The sequence below is a fragment of the Clavibacter rahimiani genome, assembly GCF_052654495.1.
Map to the genome: position 1 here is coordinate 1955183 of NZ_CP199790.1, position 15335 is coordinate 1970517.

13 protein-coding genes are annotated in these 15335 nt (G+C 74.2%); all 13 read right to left on the reverse strand.

Annotation, left to right across the window (positions count from 1 at the left end; all coding sequences use genetic code 11):
* Window positions 1-41: 41 nt before the first annotated feature.
* Window positions 42-305 carry a phosphoribosyl-ATP diphosphatase gene (locus ACT7CP_RS09280; protein WP_012038459.1) on the reverse strand — a complete coding sequence of 88 codons (264 nt, stop codon included), beginning with the start codon at window positions 303-305 and terminating at the stop codon, window positions 42-44.
* 98 nt (window positions 306-403) lie between these two features.
* Window positions 404-772: an FKBP-type peptidyl-prolyl cis-trans isomerase gene (locus ACT7CP_RS09285; protein ID WP_413962796.1), complete on the reverse strand. Its 369-nt coding sequence runs from the start codon at window positions 770-772 to the stop codon at window positions 404-406.
* Between the two features lie 48 nt (window positions 773-820).
* On the reverse strand, window positions 821-1489 hold the full coding sequence (gene rpe / locus ACT7CP_RS09290) for a ribulose-phosphate 3-epimerase (RefSeq protein ID WP_413962795.1): 669 nt from the start codon (window positions 1487-1489) through the stop codon (window positions 821-823).
* Between the two features lie 9 nt (window positions 1490-1498).
* Window positions 1499-3004, reverse strand: coding sequence for an RsmB/NOP family class I SAM-dependent RNA methyltransferase (locus tag ACT7CP_RS09295; RefSeq protein ID WP_445441995.1), 1506 nt, complete (start codon window positions 3002-3004; stop codon window positions 1499-1501).
* Window positions 3001-3918, reverse strand: a complete 918-nt coding sequence (fmt, locus tag ACT7CP_RS09300; protein ID WP_445441996.1) for a methionyl-tRNA formyltransferase — start codon at window positions 3916-3918, stop codon at window positions 3001-3003. The genes ACT7CP_RS09295 and fmt overlap by 4 nt, the downstream gene beginning before the upstream one ends.
* Before the next feature lie 94 nt (window positions 3919-4012).
* Window positions 4013-6166, reverse strand: a complete 2154-nt coding sequence (locus tag ACT7CP_RS09305) for a primosomal protein N' (protein ID WP_445441997.1) — start codon at window positions 6164-6166, stop codon at window positions 4013-4015.
* A gap of 42 nt (window positions 6167-6208) precedes the next feature.
* On the reverse strand, window positions 6209-7420 hold the full coding sequence (gene metK, locus ACT7CP_RS09310; RefSeq protein ID WP_307500920.1) for a methionine adenosyltransferase: 1212 nt from the start codon (window positions 7418-7420) through the stop codon (window positions 6209-6211).
* 41 nt (window positions 7421-7461) lie between these two features.
* Window positions 7462-8679 (reverse strand): bifunctional phosphopantothenoylcysteine decarboxylase/phosphopantothenate--cysteine ligase CoaBC, encoded by a 1218-nt coding sequence (coaBC, locus tag ACT7CP_RS09315; protein WP_445441998.1) that lies wholly within the window; start codon window positions 8677-8679, stop codon window positions 7462-7464.
* 78 nt (window positions 8680-8757) lie between these two features.
* Window positions 8758-9027, reverse strand: a complete 270-nt coding sequence (rpoZ, locus tag ACT7CP_RS09320) for a DNA-directed RNA polymerase subunit omega (protein ID WP_413962789.1) — start codon at window positions 9025-9027, stop codon at window positions 8758-8760.
* Between the two features lie 48 nt (window positions 9028-9075).
* Window positions 9076-9984 (reverse strand): guanylate kinase, encoded by a 909-nt coding sequence (gmk, locus tag ACT7CP_RS09325; protein WP_445441999.1) that lies wholly within the window; start codon window positions 9982-9984, stop codon window positions 9076-9078.
* On the reverse strand, window positions 9981-10877 hold the full coding sequence (gene pyrF, locus ACT7CP_RS09330; protein WP_445442000.1) for an orotidine-5'-phosphate decarboxylase: 897 nt from the start codon (window positions 10875-10877) through the stop codon (window positions 9981-9983). The genes gmk and pyrF overlap by 4 nt, the downstream gene beginning before the upstream one ends.
* On the reverse strand, window positions 10874-14164 hold the full coding sequence (carB, locus tag ACT7CP_RS09335; protein ID WP_445442001.1) for a carbamoyl-phosphate synthase large subunit: 3291 nt from the start codon (window positions 14162-14164) through the stop codon (window positions 10874-10876). Before carB ends, pyrF begins: the two co-directional genes overlap by 4 nt.
* Window positions 14164-15333 carry a glutamine-hydrolyzing carbamoyl-phosphate synthase small subunit gene (gene carA / locus ACT7CP_RS09340; protein ID WP_445442002.1) on the reverse strand — a complete coding sequence of 390 codons (1170 nt, stop codon included), beginning with the start codon at window positions 15331-15333 and terminating at the stop codon, window positions 14164-14166. The genes carB and carA overlap by 1 nt, the downstream gene beginning before the upstream one ends.
* Between the last annotated feature and the right edge of the window lie 2 nt (window positions 15334-15335).

Sequence of the window (15335 nt, forward strand, 5' to 3'; positions counted from 1 at the left end):
ATCACTTCTTCTCTGGAGGGGGTCGACGGGTGACTCGCGCGTCACAGATGTCGGCCGACGTCCTCCAGGGTGAGGCCGCGCGCGATCATCATGACCTGCACGTGGTACAGCAGCTGCGAGATCTCCTCGGCGGCGCGGTCGTCGGACTCGTGCTCGGCCGCCATCCAGACCTCCGCGGCCTCCTCGACGACCTTCTTGCCGATCGCGTGGACGCCGCCGTCGAGCTCGCGGACGGTGCCGGACCCCTCGGGCCGCTCGGCGGCGATGCGGGTCAGCTCGCCGAACAGGTCATCGAAGGTCTTCACGTGCTCCAGGGTACAGGCCGGGCGCGCGCCCGCCGCACGACGACGGGAGGCCGGGAGCCCCTCGGCTCCCGGCCTCCCGGTGGTGGTGCGGACGGGTCCTAGCCCACGCCCTGCAGGTCGATCACGAAGATCAGGGTGCGGCCGGAGAGGCGGTGGCCGCCGCCGGCGGGGCCGTAGGCGAGCTCCGGCGGCACGACGAGCTGGCGGCGTCCGCCGACCTTCATGCCGGGGATGCCCTGCTGCCAGCCGGCGATGAGGCTGCGGAGGGGGAAGTTCACGGACTGGCCGCGGCTCCACGAGGAGTCGAACTCCTCGCCGGTCTCGTAGTCGACGCCGAGGTAGTGCACGTCGACGGTGTCGCCGGGCTGGGCCTCGGGGCCGTCGCCCACGGTGATGTCGGAGATGGTGAGCTCTGCGGGCGCCGGGCCGTCGACGGGCTCGACCTCGGGCTTCGTGTTGTCGGTCATGGATCCAGTCAAGCAGATCGCGCCGGGCGCACCCGTGCCCGGGGGCCCTCAGTGCGCGTGGACGTGTCCCTCGGCGGCGCGGCGCAGCTCGGCGATGGCGGACTCCGGGTCGCCGCCGCGGAAGACGCCGGATCCGGAGACGAACGTGTCGGCGCCGGCCTCGGCCGCGCGGCCGATGGTCTCGACGTCGATGCCGCCGTCGACCTGGAGCCACACGTCGTGGCCGCTGTCGCGGAGGCGCGCGCGGAGGGCGCGGAGCTTCGGCATCGTCTCGGGCATGAAGGACTGGCCGCCGAACCCGGGCTCCACCGTCATCACGAGCACCTGGTCGAACTCGTGCAGGAGGTCGAGGTAGTCGTCGACGGGCGTGCCGGGCTTCAGCGCGATGCCGGCGCGCGCGCCGATGTCACGGAGCCGGCGGGCGAGCGCGACGGGCTCGCGCGTGGCCTCGGCGTGGAAGGTGACGCTCGCGGCGCCCGCCTCGGCGTACCCGGGGGCCCAGCGGTCGACGTCGTCGATCATCAGGTGGATGTCGAGCGGCACCGGCGTCACCTGCTGGAGGCGCTCGACCATGGGCAGCCCGAACGTGAGGTTCGGGACGAAGTGGTTGTCCATGATGTCGACGTGCACGAGGTCGGCGGTCGCCAGGCGCTGGATCTCGCGCTCCAGGTTCGCGAAGTCGGCGGACAGGATGCTCGGTTCGATGCGGACGGGCATGCCCCGACCCTACCCGCGGGTCAGGAGGGCGATGAACATGGCGTCCGTGCCGTGCCGGTGCGGCCAGAGCTGCACGCTGGACCCGCGGTCGGCGGCGTCGCCCTCCGCCTCCGGCAGCTCGAGGTCGCCGTCGGCCACCTCGGCGAGCACCGCGCGGGTGTCGAGCGCGGTGACGTCGGGGTGGCGCTGGAGCGCGGCCTGCACGATGGCGCGGGTCTCGGCGAGGTGCGGCGAGCACGTGACGTAGGCGAGGATCCCGCCGGGCGCGAGCGCGCCGATCGCCGAGTCGATGAGGCCCGTCTGCAGTGCGCCGAGGCCCGCGACGTCGCGCGGGGACTTGCGCCAGCGCGCCTCCGGACGGCGGCGGAGCGCGCCGAGGCCGCTGCACGGGGCGTCGAGGAGGATCCGGTCGAACGCGTGCGGGTGCTCCTCCCCCACGGTCGTGCCGTCGAGCTCCCACACCTCGGTGTCGCCGGGGACGGCGCGGAGGGCGTCGCGGACGAGCCCGGCGCGCGCGGGGACGAGCTCGTTCGCGGTGAGCAGGGCGCCGGACCGGCCGGCCTCGGCGGCCAGCAGCGCGGCCTTGCCGCCGGGGCCCGCGCAGAGGTCGAGCCAGCGCTCGCCGGGGGTCACGACGCGCGCGCGGCTGAGCGCGAGGGCGGCGAGCTGCGAGCCCTCGTCCTGCACGCGGACGCGGCCCTCGGCGACGCCCGGGGCGTCCATCGGGTCGCCGCCCTCGAGGTACGCGCCGACGGGCGAGAAGGCGGCCGGCTGCTCGCCCGTCTCCTCGACGGTCGCGAGGCCGGGGAGCGCCACGAGGCTGACGGCGGGCGCGACGTTGTCGGCGCGCAGCAGGTCCTCGAGCTCGTCGGCCAGGCCCTCGCGGGCGAGCGCCTGGCGGAGCGCGCGCAGGACCCACAGCGGGTGGGAGTGCTCGAGCGCGAGGCGCTCGTCGTCGCTCGCGGCGCTGTCGAGGACGCGCTGGCGCCACTCCCCGGGCTCGGAGCGCGTGATGGTGCGGAGCACGCCGTTGACGAAGCCGGTGGCGGAGCGGGATCCGACCGCGCGCGCCATGTCGACGCCCTCGTTGACGGCCGCGTGCGTGGCGACGCGCATGCTGAGCAGCTGGTGCACCGACAGGCGCAGCACGTCGAGGATGGGCGCGTCGATCGCGGAGACGGGGCGGCCGGCGGCCAGCTCGATCACGCGGTCGTAGTAGCCGGACATGCGGAGCGTGCCGTAGGCGAGCTCGGTGGCGAGGGCCGCGTCCTGCGCGGAGAGGGCCGCGCGGCGGATCCGCACGGGCAGCAGGAGGTTCGCGTACGCGTCCGACTCGCGGACCGCGCTGATCACCTCGTAGGCGACGCGGCGGGCGGGGCTGACCGTCGCGGGGCCGCCGACGTCGGCGCGGTCGCGCTCGGGAGCGCGGCCGCGGTCGTCGGGCCGGCGGCCGCCTCCTCCGGCGGGCCGGCGGCCGCCCGGGCGGCGGGCGGGGGATCCGGTGCTGTCGCTCATCGTGCGGTGACGTCCTCCTCGGTGACGCCGCGCCACCAGTCGGCGGCGGGCATGGGGCTCTTGCCCGCGGGCTGCACCTGGATGAGCTCGACGGGGTGGCCGGCGGTGCCGACGACGACGCGGCCGCCGACGGACGCGAGGCGCCCGGGCTCGAGCGGCGCGGCGTCGCGGAGGACCGCGGCGCGGTGGATCTTGAGGCGCACGTCGCCCACGGACGTGTGCGCGCCGGGCTCGGGCGTCACGCCGCGGATCCGCGCCAGCACCGCGTCGGCGGGGCGCGCCCAGTCGACGCGGCCGTCCTCGATGGTCGTCTTCGGCGCGAGGGTCGGCTCGCCCTCCTGCGGGCGCGCGACGGCGGTGCCGTCGGCGATCCGGTCGACCGTGCGGACGAGCAGGTCGGCGCCCTGGACCGCGAGGGCCTCGAGCACATGGCCGGCCGTCTCGTGGTCGCCCGTGGGCCGCTCCTCCATCGCGAAGACGGGTCCGGTGTCCATGCCGCGCTCGAGCTGGAAGACGCTCGCGCCCGTGACGCGCTCGCCCGCCATGATCGACCGCTGGACGGGCGCGGCACCGCGCCAGCGCGGGAGCAGCGAGAAGTGCAGGTTGATCCAGCCGCGCGCGGGCGTCGAGAGCAGCGGCTCGCGGACGAGTCCGCCGTACGCGACGATGACGCCGAGGTCCGCCCCGACCGCCGCGATGCGGGCCGTCGCCTCCTCGTCGAGCCGGTTCGTCCGGAGCGTCGGGATGCCGAGGCGCTCGGCCTCGGCGGCGACGGGCGAGGGGGTGAGCACGCGCTTCCGGCCGAGCGGCGCGTCCGCGCGCGTGACGACGAGCGCGACCTCGTGGCCGGACGCCGCGAGCAGCTGGAGCGAGGGCACGGCCGCGAGGGGCGTGCCGGCGAAGACGAGTCTCATGCGGATCCCTCCCGGGGACGGCGTGCGGGGTGAGCGGAGGAGGCGGGTGCGGGAGCGACGGCGCCCGGGGCGCGGGCGGCGCGTCGGACGCGGATCAGAACAGGCCCGTGTCGTCGAACCGTACACGGAGCGGGACCGTGGGCCGGAACCCGGTGCGGCCCGCGACGGGCTTCCGTCGGCTGGAGGCGTTGCGCACGACGGCCGCCCTGAGCTCGCGCGCGGCGTCGGCGCCGCTCGCGTAGTCGAGCCGGACGATGGCCCGCACCTTGCCGCCCTCGGTGGGCACGGGACCGAGGACGTCGACCCCGGCGAGCCCGTCGAGCCGCTCGACCGCGGCGCCGACGGCGTCCGGCAGCCCCTCGACGCTCGCCGCGCGCACGGCGGGCGGGAACCGCAGGGCGCGGCGCTCGAGCAGCTCCTCGCGCGCGTACCGCGGCTGCTGCCAGGTGGCGAGGGCGCGGGCGACCTGGCCGCCGACGCCCACGAGCATCACGGGCGCGCGGGGAGCCGCGAGGGCCGCGGCGTTCGACCACTGCCGGAGCACGTCCTCCCCCACCCGCAGGCTCTCCCGCGCGAGCATCCGCTCGCCGTCGAGGAGGAGGATCGCCCGGTAGCCGCCCGCGGCCACGGGCTCGGCGCCGCGCGTGGCGACGACGAGCCGGGACTCCGCGTCGACCTCCTGCACGTGGCGCTCGCCGTCGGCCAGCACCACCTGCACGCCGGGGAACGCCCGACCCAGCTCCTCCGCCGTGCGGCCGGCGCCGATGGTGACGAGGCGCAGCTCGTCGGATCCGCAGTTGGCGCAGCGCCAGTCGCCGGCCAGGTGCCCGCACCAGCCGCACGTGGGCGTGCTCGTGGCGGTCGACATGCCGAGCGGGCCGGTGCAGACGGTGCAGCGCGCGGCCTGGCGGCAGGCCCGGCACGCGACGAGCGGCGCGTAGCCGGGGCGCGCGACCTGGATGAGGACCGGCCCGTGCTCGACGGCGTCCTTCGCGGCGCGCCAGGCGCCCGAGGGGATCCGCGCCTGCCGGGCGAACCCCTCGTCGCCCGTCTGCGAGGTGGTCGGGATCACGCGCGGCGGCCGGGTGACCACGGGCGACGCGGTGCCGAGGTACCCGATCGCGACGAGCCGCTCGACCTCGGTGCTCCGCGAGTGCGCGAGGAGCACGAGCGCGGTGCCCTGCTGCCGGCTGCGGAGGAGCGCGACGTCGCGGGCGTGGGCGTAGGGGCTGAGCGGCTCGGCGTGCAGCGGGTCGCCCTCGTCCCACAGGGCCACGAGGCCGAGGCGCGGAGCGGGCGCGTACACGGCCGACCGGTTGCCGACGACGATGCGGGGCGCGTCCCCGAGGCCCGCGAGGAACGAGCGGTAGCGGTCGGGGCCGGACTGGCGCGCGTCGGTGCGCAGCACGGATCCGGCCGGCGCGTGCGCCGCGAGGGCGGCCTCGAGCTGGTCCTGGTCCCGGTAGTCGGGCACCACGAGGATGCTGCTGCGTCCGGACGCGAGCACGCGCGCGGCGGCCTGGGCGAGCGTGACCGCCCAGCGGCCGGCCCACGCGCCGCCGGGGAGCTCGACGACCTCGGGGATCGCGTCGACGGCCACGCGTCCGGATCCGTCGACCGCGGCGGCGAGGCCCTCGGGCGCGTAGCCGTCGACGGGCGGGAGGGCGGCGGGGTCGACGGGGGCGTCGTCCGGGGAGGCCGGGGCGGGAGCTGCTGCGGCGGCCGCCTCGGCGGGACCGGCGTCGGCCGCGTCGGACTCGGTGGCCTCCGACTCGGCGGCCACCGCGGCGGCCTCCAGGGCGGCCAGGTGCGCCTTCTCGACGCGGACCTGGCGCGGCGGCACGGCCAGCCGGATCACGTCGGACGCGGTCCCGGCCTGCCGGTCGGCGACCTCCCGGGCGAGCGTCCAGATCTCCGGGCGCAGCACGGGCAGGGGCGACACGACCTGCTCGACCTCGCTGAGCGCGCCGTCGTACCCGCCGGCGTCGCCGACCTCGACGACGTAGCCGTCGGCCACGCGGCCCGCGGACCGGAGCGGCACGCGCACGCGCACGCCGGGCACGCACGTCGCGCGCAGCGCCTCGGGCACCGCGTAGTCGAACAGCCGGTCGAGCTGCGGCAGCGGCGAGTCGACCATGACCCGCACCACGGGCGGGCGCGCGGGCCCGGCCGCGGGCAGAGGAGCGGGCACCGGCACCGCAGCGGGCGACGCACCGTCCACGTTCGCCCCGTCCGCCGCCGCCGTCATCGCGCTCCCCCGCTCACGCGGCGGCCCGGGCGGCTGGGCGCGTCAGAGCCCCGCGGCGCTCTGCAGGTCGGCGACACGGTCGAGCGCCTCCCAGGTGAAGTCCGGCAGCTCGCGGCCGAAGTGCCCGTAGGCGGCGGTCTGCGCGTAGATGGGGCGGAGCAGGTCGAGCTGCTCGACGATGGCGGCGGGCCGCAGGTCGAAGGTCTCGCGGATCGCGCGGACGATGCGGTCCTCGGGCACGTGCGCCGTGCCGAACGTCTCGACGTAGAGCCCCACGGGCGCGGCCTTGCCGATGGCGTAGGCGACCTGCACCTCGAGCCGGTCGGCGAGTCCCGCGGCGACCGCGTTCTTCGCGACCCAGCGCATGGCGTACGCGGCGCTGCGGTCGACCTTCGACGGGTCCTTGCCGCTGAACGCGCCGCCGCCGTGGCGGCTGAACCCGCCGTAGGTGTCGACGATGATCTTCCGTCCCGTGAGCCCGGCGTCGCCCTTCGGCCCGCCGATCTCGAACTTGCCCGTCGGGTTGATGAGCATCGTGGCGTCGCGCGAGTCGAGCTCGATGCCGATCTCGGCCGCCTCGGCGAGCACGGGCCGGATGACGTGCTCCTCGACCTCGCGGCGGAGGTCCTCCTGGGAGACCTGCGGGCCGTGCTGCGTGCTGAGCACGACGGTGTCGACCGTGCGCGGGACGAGCCCCTCGTAACCGATGGTGACCTGCGTCTTGCCGTCGGGCCGCAGGTACGCGAGCTCGCCCGCGTGGCGGACCGCCGCGAGGCGCTCGGCGAGGCGGTGCGCGAGGTAGATGGGCAGCGGCATGAAGACGGGGGTGTCGCGCGAGGCGTAGCCGAACATGAGGCCCTGGTCGCCCGCGCCCTGGAGGTCGCGCGCGTCGGTGGACGCGGATCCCGAGCGGGACTCGTACGAGCGGTCGACGCCCTGCGCGATGTCGGGCGACTGCGCGCCGATGGAGACCGTGACGCCGCAGTTGCTGCCGTCGAAGCCGACCTCGGAGGAGTCGTAGCCGATGTCCCGGATGCGGTCGCGCACGATCTGCGGGATGTCGACGTAGCCCGACGTGGTGACCTCGCCCGCCACGTGCACGAGGCCCGTGGTGACGAGCGTCTCGACGGCCGCGCGGCTCGCCGGGTCCTGCGTGAGGAGCGCGTCGAGGATGCTGTCCGAGATCTGGTCGCAGATCTTGTCCGGGTGGCCCTCGGTGACGGACTCGGAGGTGAACAGGCGCAGGTCGGTCACGGGGGGAGCTCCAGGGGGATCGCGTGGTCGCGCGCCGTCCGCTACTCAGGCGTCGGCGTGCCCACTACGTCGAGAATTCGATGGGCGACCTGCTCCTTGGAGCCGGAGGCCTCGGCCAGTGTATCTCCGGTCCTCCCGAGCACCGTGATCGTGTTGCCCTCCGTGGCGAACCCCTCGGACCACCCCACCCTGTTGAGGACGAGCAGGTCGCAGCCCTTCCGCGCGAGCTTCGCACGGCCGATCCGCAGCAGCTCGGCCGGGTCCTCCTCGGTCTCGGCCGCGAAGCCGACGACGAGGCGGTGCGTGCCGTCCGCGCGCGGCACGGCGGCCTCGGCCGCGAGGCGCTGCAGGATGTCCGGGTTCCGCACGAGGGCGACGGAGAGCTCGTCCCCCGCCTCCTCCTTCTTGATCTTGCCGGCGGACACCGCGACGGGCCGGTAGTCGGCGACGGCCGCGGCCATGATGACGACGTCGGCCCCCTCGGCCTCGCGCACCATGGCGTCCTCGAGCTCGAGCGCGGTGGAGACGGGCACCACGCGGAGGCCGGTCGGCGCGGGCACCTCGAGGTGCGCGGCCACGAGCACGACGTCGGCCCCGCGGTCGCGCGCGGCAATGGCGAGGGCGACGCCCTGCCGGCCGGAGGAGCGGTTGCCGAGGAAGCGCACCGGATCCAGCGGCTCGCGCGTGCCGCCCGCGGACACGACGACGCGCCGGCCCTGGAGGTCGCGCCCGCCGGGGCGGACGGCGGCGAGGGCGGCGGCCAGCACGTCCTCGACCTCGGCCATGCGGCCGGGCCCGGAGTCGGTGCCGGTGAGGCGTCCCGACGTGGGGCCGATGAGCGTGGCGCCGCGCGCGCGCAGGATGGCCGCGTTCGCCTGGGTGGCCGGGTGCTGCCACATCTCGGTGTGCATCGCCGGGGCGATCACGAGGGGCGCGCGGCTCGCGAGGATGGTGGTGCCGAGCAGGTCGTCGGAGAGGCCGAGGGCCATCGACGCCAGCGTGTGGGCGGTGGCCGGGGCGACGACGATGAGGTCGGCCTTCTGGCCGAGCGCGACGTGGCGCACCTCGGAGACCCCGTCGTAGAGGTCGCTCGTGACCGGGTTCCGGCTCACGGCCTCCAGCGTCGGCTTGCCGACGAAGCGGAGCGCGGCCTCGGTGGGCACGACGTGCACGTCGTGGCCGAGCAGCACCAGGCCGCGGACCACGCCGACGGCCTTGTAGGCCGCGATGCCGCCCGTGATCCCCACGACGACCATCACGCGGCTGCGCTCCGGGGCTCGGGGGCCGGGGGCTCGTGCGGCGTGCGGTCGGCGCGGGTCATCCGGGACGGCGGGCGGCTAGGAGGCCGCGGGCTCCACGATGGGCGTGGCGATGAGCTTGTCCTCGTTGATCTCGTGCATGGCGACCGAGAGGGGCTTGTCGTCGATGGTGGAGTCGACGAGCGGCCCCACGTTGTCGAACAGGCTGCCCTCGTGCAGGTCGGCGTAGTAGTCGTTGATCTGGCGGGCCCGCTTGGAGGCGAAGATCACGAGCGCGTACTTCGAGTCGACCTTCGAGAGGAGCTCGTCGATGGGCGGGTCGATGATGCCCTGGGTCTTGTCAACCATGGATGTGCCGCTTCCTCATTACATGGACGAAGGCCGTCCGGGTCCGGTTCACGGACCGACGGCCTTCCTGGTCTTCATCAATTCTACGACCTCGCGCGCGGCCTCCGCGACATCGCGGTTCACGACGAGGTGGTCGAACTCGTCCTGGGCGGCCAGCTCGACCTTCGCGGTGTCGAGCCGGCGCTGCTGCTCCTCGGGTCCCTCCGTGCCGCGGCCGACCAGGCGGCGCACGAGCTCCTCCCAGGTGGGCGGCAGCAGGAACACGAGCCGGGCCTCGGGCATGGCGGCCTTCACCTGGCGCGCGCCCTGGATGTCGATCTCGAGCAGGACGCTGCGGCCCTCGGCCAGCGCCACGTCGATGGGCGCGCGCGGCGTGCCGTAGCGGTGCGCGTTGTGGACCTTCGCCCACTCGAGCAGCTCGCCCCGCTCGACCATCGCGTCGAACTCGGCGTCGGAGACGAAGTAGTAGTTGACCCCCTCGACCTCGCCGGGACGCGGCGCGCGCGTCGTGGCGGAGACGGACAGGAGCACGTCGGGCTCGTTCTCGCGGATGAAGGTCGAGACGGTGCCCTTGCCGACCGCGGTGGGGCCCGCGAGCACGACGAGCCTGCTCGGCTCGACGATCTGCTTCGCGGCCTGCCACTCCTCGAGGAAGCGGGTGAGGCGCACGCGCTGGTGGACGCCGAGCCCGCCGAGGCGCTTGGCGGTGGAGATGCCGAGCTCGCCGAGGATCCGCTCGAGCTTGGTGGGGCCGATGTTCGGGATGCTCGTGAGGAACTCGGTGACGCGGAGCGTGGCCTCGGCACGACGCGCGGGGTCGGCCGACGCGTCGAGCACGCCGAGCGGCGTGCGCTCCCCCGTGACGATGTCGCTCTTCACCTGCGCGCGGGCGCGGCGGGCCGCGACGGCGGCCTGGGAGGCGGCGATGCGGTCGACCTCGGGTGGTTCGGGCCTCATGGCAGCACCTCTTCGAGTCGTCCGGCGTGGTCGGTGACGGCCTCCGCGACACGCCGTGGCCCAGTCGCGAGGATACTCCGCGAGGCGCTCGCGATCACAACGCCGGACGCGGGGCCGAACAGCTTCCGGACATCGCCGAGGAGCGCGCCCTGGTGGCCGAAGCCGGGCGCGAGGATGGGCGTGCGGGTGAGCTCGGCGAGGTCGAGGCCGGCGTCGGCGGCGTCGACCGTGGCGCCGATGACGAGGCCGAAGGCGCCGGGATCCGCGGCGGGGTCGTCGCGGGGGCCGTTGGCGGCGACGGCCGCGTCCTGGATCCCGCGGGCGACCGTGCGGCCGGCGCCGGCGGATCCGTGGGCGGGCAGCAGCGCGCGCTGGAGCCGCTCGGCCTCCGGGTTCGAGGTGGCGGCGAGGACGAAGACGCCCGCGCCCCACGCGTCCGCCGCGGCGCGCACGCCGTCGAGGGACCCGACGCCCGTGTACGCCGTGAGGGTCACGGCGTCGGCGCGCAGCGGGCTGTCCGGCGCGAGCCAGGCCGCGCCGTACGCGTCGACCGTGGAGCCGATGTCGCCGCGCTTGGCGTCGGCGATCACGAGGAGGCCGGCGTCGTGCGCCGCGGCGAGGACGCGCTCGAGGGCGGCGTAGCCCGCGGATCCGTGGCGCTCGAAGAACGCGACCTGCGGCTTGACGATGCCGGCCCGCCCCGCGGTCGCCTCGACCACGCGGAGGCCGAACTCCGCGAGGCCCTGCGCGTCGTCCGCGAGGCCCCACGCGTCGAGCAGCGACCGGTGCGGGTCGATGCCGACGCAGAGATGGCCGTGCTCGCGGAACGCGCGGGCGAGGCGCGCGCCGAACGGCGGGGCGACCTGCGTCGCCCCGCCGTCCGCGGTCGTCACCGGCGGGCCTCGCGGGCGATCGCGTAGTCCTGCAGGCTCGTCACGTCGAACCCGGCGCGGATGGCGTCGAAGGACGCGACCGCGGCCGTGAGCTGCGCGATGGTCGTGAACAGCGGCTTGTCCGCCGCGACGGCCGCCGCGCGGATCTCGTAGCCGTCGGCGCGGGCCGTGCGGCCCGAGGGCGTGTTGATCACGACGTCGACCTGGTCGCGGTTGATGAGGTCGACGATCGACGGCGAGTCCCCCTCGGCCGGCGACTCGCTGTACTTGCGGACGACGCGCGCCTGGATCCCGTTGCGGCTGAGGATCTCGGCCGTCCCCGCGGTCGCCAGCACCTCGAAGCCGAGCTGCTGGAGCCGGAGCACCGGGAGCACGATCGAGCGCTTGTCGCGGTCGGCGACCGAGACGAACACCGTGCCCGAGAGCGGGAGGCCGCCGAAGGCCGCCTCCTGGCTCTTCGCGAAGGCGCGGGGGAAGTCGCGGTCGATGCCCATGACCTCGCCCGTGGAGCGCATCTCCGGGCCGAGCACGGAGTCGACGATGAGGCCGTCCTTCGTGCGGAACCGCTTGAAGGGCAGCACGGCCTCCTTGACGGCGACGGGCGAGTCCATGGGGACGTCGGATCCGTCGCGCTCGGGCAGGAGGCCCGAGGCCTTCAGCTCCGCGATGGAGGTGCCGACCATGACGAGCGACGCGGCCTTCGCGAGCGGGATGCCGAGCGCCTTGGAGACGAACGGCACCGTGCGGCTCGCGCGCGGGTTCGCCTCGAGGACGTAGAGCACGCCCGCGCCGATCGCGAACTGCACGTTGAGGAGGCCGCGCACGCCGACGCCCTCGGCGATGGCGCGCGTGGCGTCCACGACCTGCTGGATCTGGCCGCGGCCGAGCGTGACGGGCGGGAGCGTGCAGCTCGAGTCGCCCGAGTGGATCCCGGCCTCCTCGATGTGCTCCATCACGCCGCCGACGTACAGCTCGGTGCCGTCGTAGATGGCGTCGATGTCGATCTCGATGGCGTCGTCGAGGAACCGGTCGATGAGGAGGGGCTTCCCCGCGCCGATGATGCCCTGGTCGGCCATGCGGAGGAAGTAGTCGTGCAGCGTGGCGGTGTCGAAGACGATCTCCATGCCGCGGCCGCCGAGCACGTAGCTCGGGCGGACGAGGACGGGGTAGCCGATCTCCTCGGCCACGACGACGGCCTCCTCGATGACGGTGGCCGTGCCGTTCCGCGGGGCCACGAGGCCGGCCGCGTCGAGGATGCCGGAGAACAGGCCCCGCTCCTCCGCGAGGTCGATGGCCGACGGGCTCGTGCCGAGGATCGGGACGCCCGCGGCCTCGAGGCCCTTGGCGAGCCCGAGCGCGGTCTGGCCGCCGAGCTGCACGACGACGCCGACGAGCTCGCCCGCCTGCTGCTCCGCGTGCACGATCTCCAGCACGTCCTCGAGCGTGAGCGGCTCGAAGTAGAGCCGGTCGCTCGTGTCGTAGTCGGTCGAGACCGTCTCCGGGTTGCAGTTGATCATGATCGTCTCGTACCCGGCGTCGGCCAGCGCGAAGGACGCGTGCACGCACGAGTAGTCGAACTCGATGCCCTGGCCGATGCGGTTGGGGCCCGAGCCCAGGATGATCACCTTGCGGCGGTCCGACGGCACGATCTCCGTCTCGGAGTCGTAGCTGGAGTAGTGGTACGGCGTGAGGGCCGGGAACTCGCCCGCGCAGGTGTCGACCGTCTTGAACACGGGGCGGATGTCCGCCGCGTGGCGGGCGTCGCGCACCTCCTGCTCGGCGAGGCCGCGGATCTCCGCGATCTGCACGTCGGAGAAGCCGTGGTCCTTCGCCTCGCGCAGCGTGTCCGCGTCGAGCTCGTCGGCGTCGCGGACGGCGTCCGCGACCTCGTTGATGAGGACGATCTGGTCGATGAACCAGGGGTCGATCTTCGTCGCGTCGAAGACCTGCTCGGCGGTCGCGCCGGCGCGGAGCGCCTGCTGCACGGTGACGATGCGGCCGTCGGTGGGCGTGCGGCTCACCTCGAGGAGCTCGTCGACCGAGCGGGTCTCCGGGCCCCAGTGGAAGGAGGATCCGCGCTTCTCGAGCGAGCGCAGCGCCTTCTGCAGGGCGGTCGAGTAGTTGCGGCCGATGGCCATGGCCTCGCCCACCGACTTCATGGTGGTGGTGAGCTCGGCGTCGGCGGCCGGGAACTTCTCGAACGCGAAGCGCGGGACCTTGACGACCACGTAGTCGAGCGTGGGCTCGAAGCTCGCGGGCGTGACCTTGGTGATGTCGTTCGGGATCTCGTCGAGCCGGTAGCCGATGGCGAGCTTCGCCGCGATCTTCGCGATCGGGAAGCCCGTGGCCTTCGACGCGAGCGCGCTGGAGCGGGAGACGCGCGGGTTCATCTCGATGACGATGAGGCGGCCGTCCGCGGGGTCGACCGCGAACTGGATGTTGCAGCCGCCGGTGTCGACGCCCACCCGGCGGATGATGTCGATGCCGATGTCGCGCATGTGCTGGTATTCGCGGTCGGTGAGCGTGAGGGCCGGCGCGACCGTGATCGAGTCGCCCGTGTGCACGCCGACGGGGTCGACGTTCTCGATGGAGCAGACGACGACCGTGTTGTCGGCCGTGTCGCGCATGAGCTCCAGCTCGTACTCCTTCCAGCCGAGGATCGACTCCTCGAGGAGCACCTCGGTGGTGGGGCTCGACTGCAGGCCGTCGGCGACCATGCGCTCGAGCTCGGCACGGGTGTGCGCGAAGCCGGAGCCGAGGCCGCCCATGGTGAAGGAGGGGCGGATCACGAGCGGGTAGCCGAGGTCCTCGGCGTACTCCACCGCCTGCTCGAGCGTCTTGGCGACGTGCGAGCGGGCGACGTCGGCGCCGGACTCGATCACGAGGTCCTTGAAGAGCTGGCGGTCCTCGCCCTTCTGGATGGCCTCGACCTTGGCGCCGATGAGCTCGACGCCGTGCTTGGCGAGGATGCCGAGCTCGTCGAGGCGGATGGCCGCGTTGAGGGCGGTCTGGCCGCCGAGCGTGGGGAGGACCGCGTCCGGCTTCTCCTTGATGATGATCTTCTCGAGCACCTCGCTCGTGATCGGCTCGATGTACGTGGCGTCCGCGAAGTCCGGGTCGGTCATGATCGTGGCCGGGTTGGAGTTCACGAGGATGACGCGCACGCCCTCCTCGCGAAGCACGCGGCAGGCCTGGGTGCCGGAGTAGTCGAACTCGGCCGCCTGCCCGATGACGATCGGCCCGGAGCCGATGACGAGGACGGAGTTGATGTCGGCGCGCTTGGGCATTACACGGTCTCCTGGGGGGTCGCGGCGGCGGGAGCGGTGCCCGACGCGTCGTGGATCAGCTGGACGAACCGGTCGAAGAGGTACGACGAGTCGTGCGGGCCGGCGGCCGCCTCCGGGTGGTACTGCACGGAGAAGGCCGGGATGTCGAGGCAGTTGAGCCCCTCCACCACCTGGTCGTTGAGCGAGACGTGGCTGACCTCCGCGCGGCCGAAGCCGGCGGGGCTCTCCACGGGGCCGTCGAGCGGCGCGGAGACCGCGAAGCCGTGGTTCTGGCTCGTGATCTCGACGCGGCCGGTCCGGCGGTCGAGCACGGGCTGGTTGATCCCGCGGTGGCCGAACGGCAGCTTGTAGGTGTCGAACCCGAGGGCGCGGCCGAGGAGCTGGTTGCCGAAGCAGATCCCGAAGAACGGGATGCCCTTCCGCAGCACGTCCTGCAGGAGCTCCACGTGGTACTGCGAGGCCTCGGGGTCGCCGGGGCCGTTCGAGTAGAAGACGGCGGTGGGCGCGAGCTCGGCGAGCTCCTCGGTGGTGATCGACTGCGGCACCACGTGCACGTCGAGGCCGCGGGCGGCGAGGTGCTTCACGGTCGCGGTCTTGATGCCGAGGTCGAGCACCGCGACGGAGCCGATGCGCTCGCCCACCGCGGGGATCGTGTACGTCTCCTGCGTGGAGACCTCGGCGGAGAGGTTGCGGCCCGTCATGTCGGGCGCCTGCCGCACCTGCGCGAGCTGCTCCTCGTCGCTGAGCGACGCGGCCTCGCCGGAGAAGACGCCGGCGCGCATGGCGCCCTCGTCGCGGATCCGGCGCGTGACGGCGCGCGTGTCGATGCCGGAGATGCCGACGACGCCCTGCGCGACGAGGTCGTCCTCGAGCGTGCGGGTGCCGCGGAAGTTGGAGACCACGCGGGAGGGGTCGCGGACGACGTAGCCGGCGACCCAGATGCGGCGGGACTCCATGTCCTCGTCGTTCATGCCCGTGTTGCCGATGTGCGGCGCCGTCTGGAGCACGATCTGGCCCGCGTAGGACGGGTCGGTGATGGTCTCCTGGTAGCCGGTCATGCCGGTGGCGAAGACGGCCTCGCCGAGGCTGGTGCCGCGGGCGCCGTACGCGCGTCCGACGTACCTCCGTCCGTCCTCGAGTACCAGGACAGCAGGTTCGTGTCGGGCCATGT

Bases quoted from the DNA above. Each gene is read 5' to 3' on its own strand.
- ACT7CP_RS09285 (WP_413962796.1), bottom strand. From the start codon at position 772: ATGACCGACAACACGAAGCCCGAGGTCGAGCCCGTCGACGGCCCGGCG.
- rpe (WP_413962795.1), bottom strand. From the start codon at position 1,489: ATGCCCGTCCGCATCGAACCGAGCATCCTGTCCGCCGACTTCGCGAAC.
- ACT7CP_RS09295 (WP_445441995.1), bottom strand. From the start codon at position 3,004: ATGAGCGACAGCACCGGATCCCCCGCCCGCCGCCCGGGCGGCCGCCGG.
- fmt (WP_445441996.1), bottom strand. From the start codon at position 3,918: ATGAGACTCGTCTTCGCCGGCACGCCCCTCGCGGCCGTGCCCTCGCTC.
- ACT7CP_RS09305 (WP_445441997.1), bottom strand. From the start codon at position 6,166: ATGACGGCGGCGGCGGACGGGGCGAACGTGGACGGTGCGTCGCCCGCT.
- rpoZ (WP_413962789.1), bottom strand. From the start codon at position 9,027: ATGGTTGACAAGACCCAGGGCATCATCGACCCGCCCATCGACGAGCTC.
- gmk (WP_445441999.1), bottom strand. From the start codon at position 9,984: ATGAGGCCCGAACCACCCGAGGTCGACCGCATCGCCGCCTCCCAGGCC.
- carB (WP_445442001.1), bottom strand. From the start codon at position 14,164: ATGCCCAAGCGCGCCGACATCAACTCCGTCCTCGTCATCGGCTCCGGG.
- carA (WP_445442002.1), bottom strand. From the start codon at position 15,333: ATGGCCCGACACGAACCTGCTGTCCTGGTACTCGAGGACGGACGGAGG.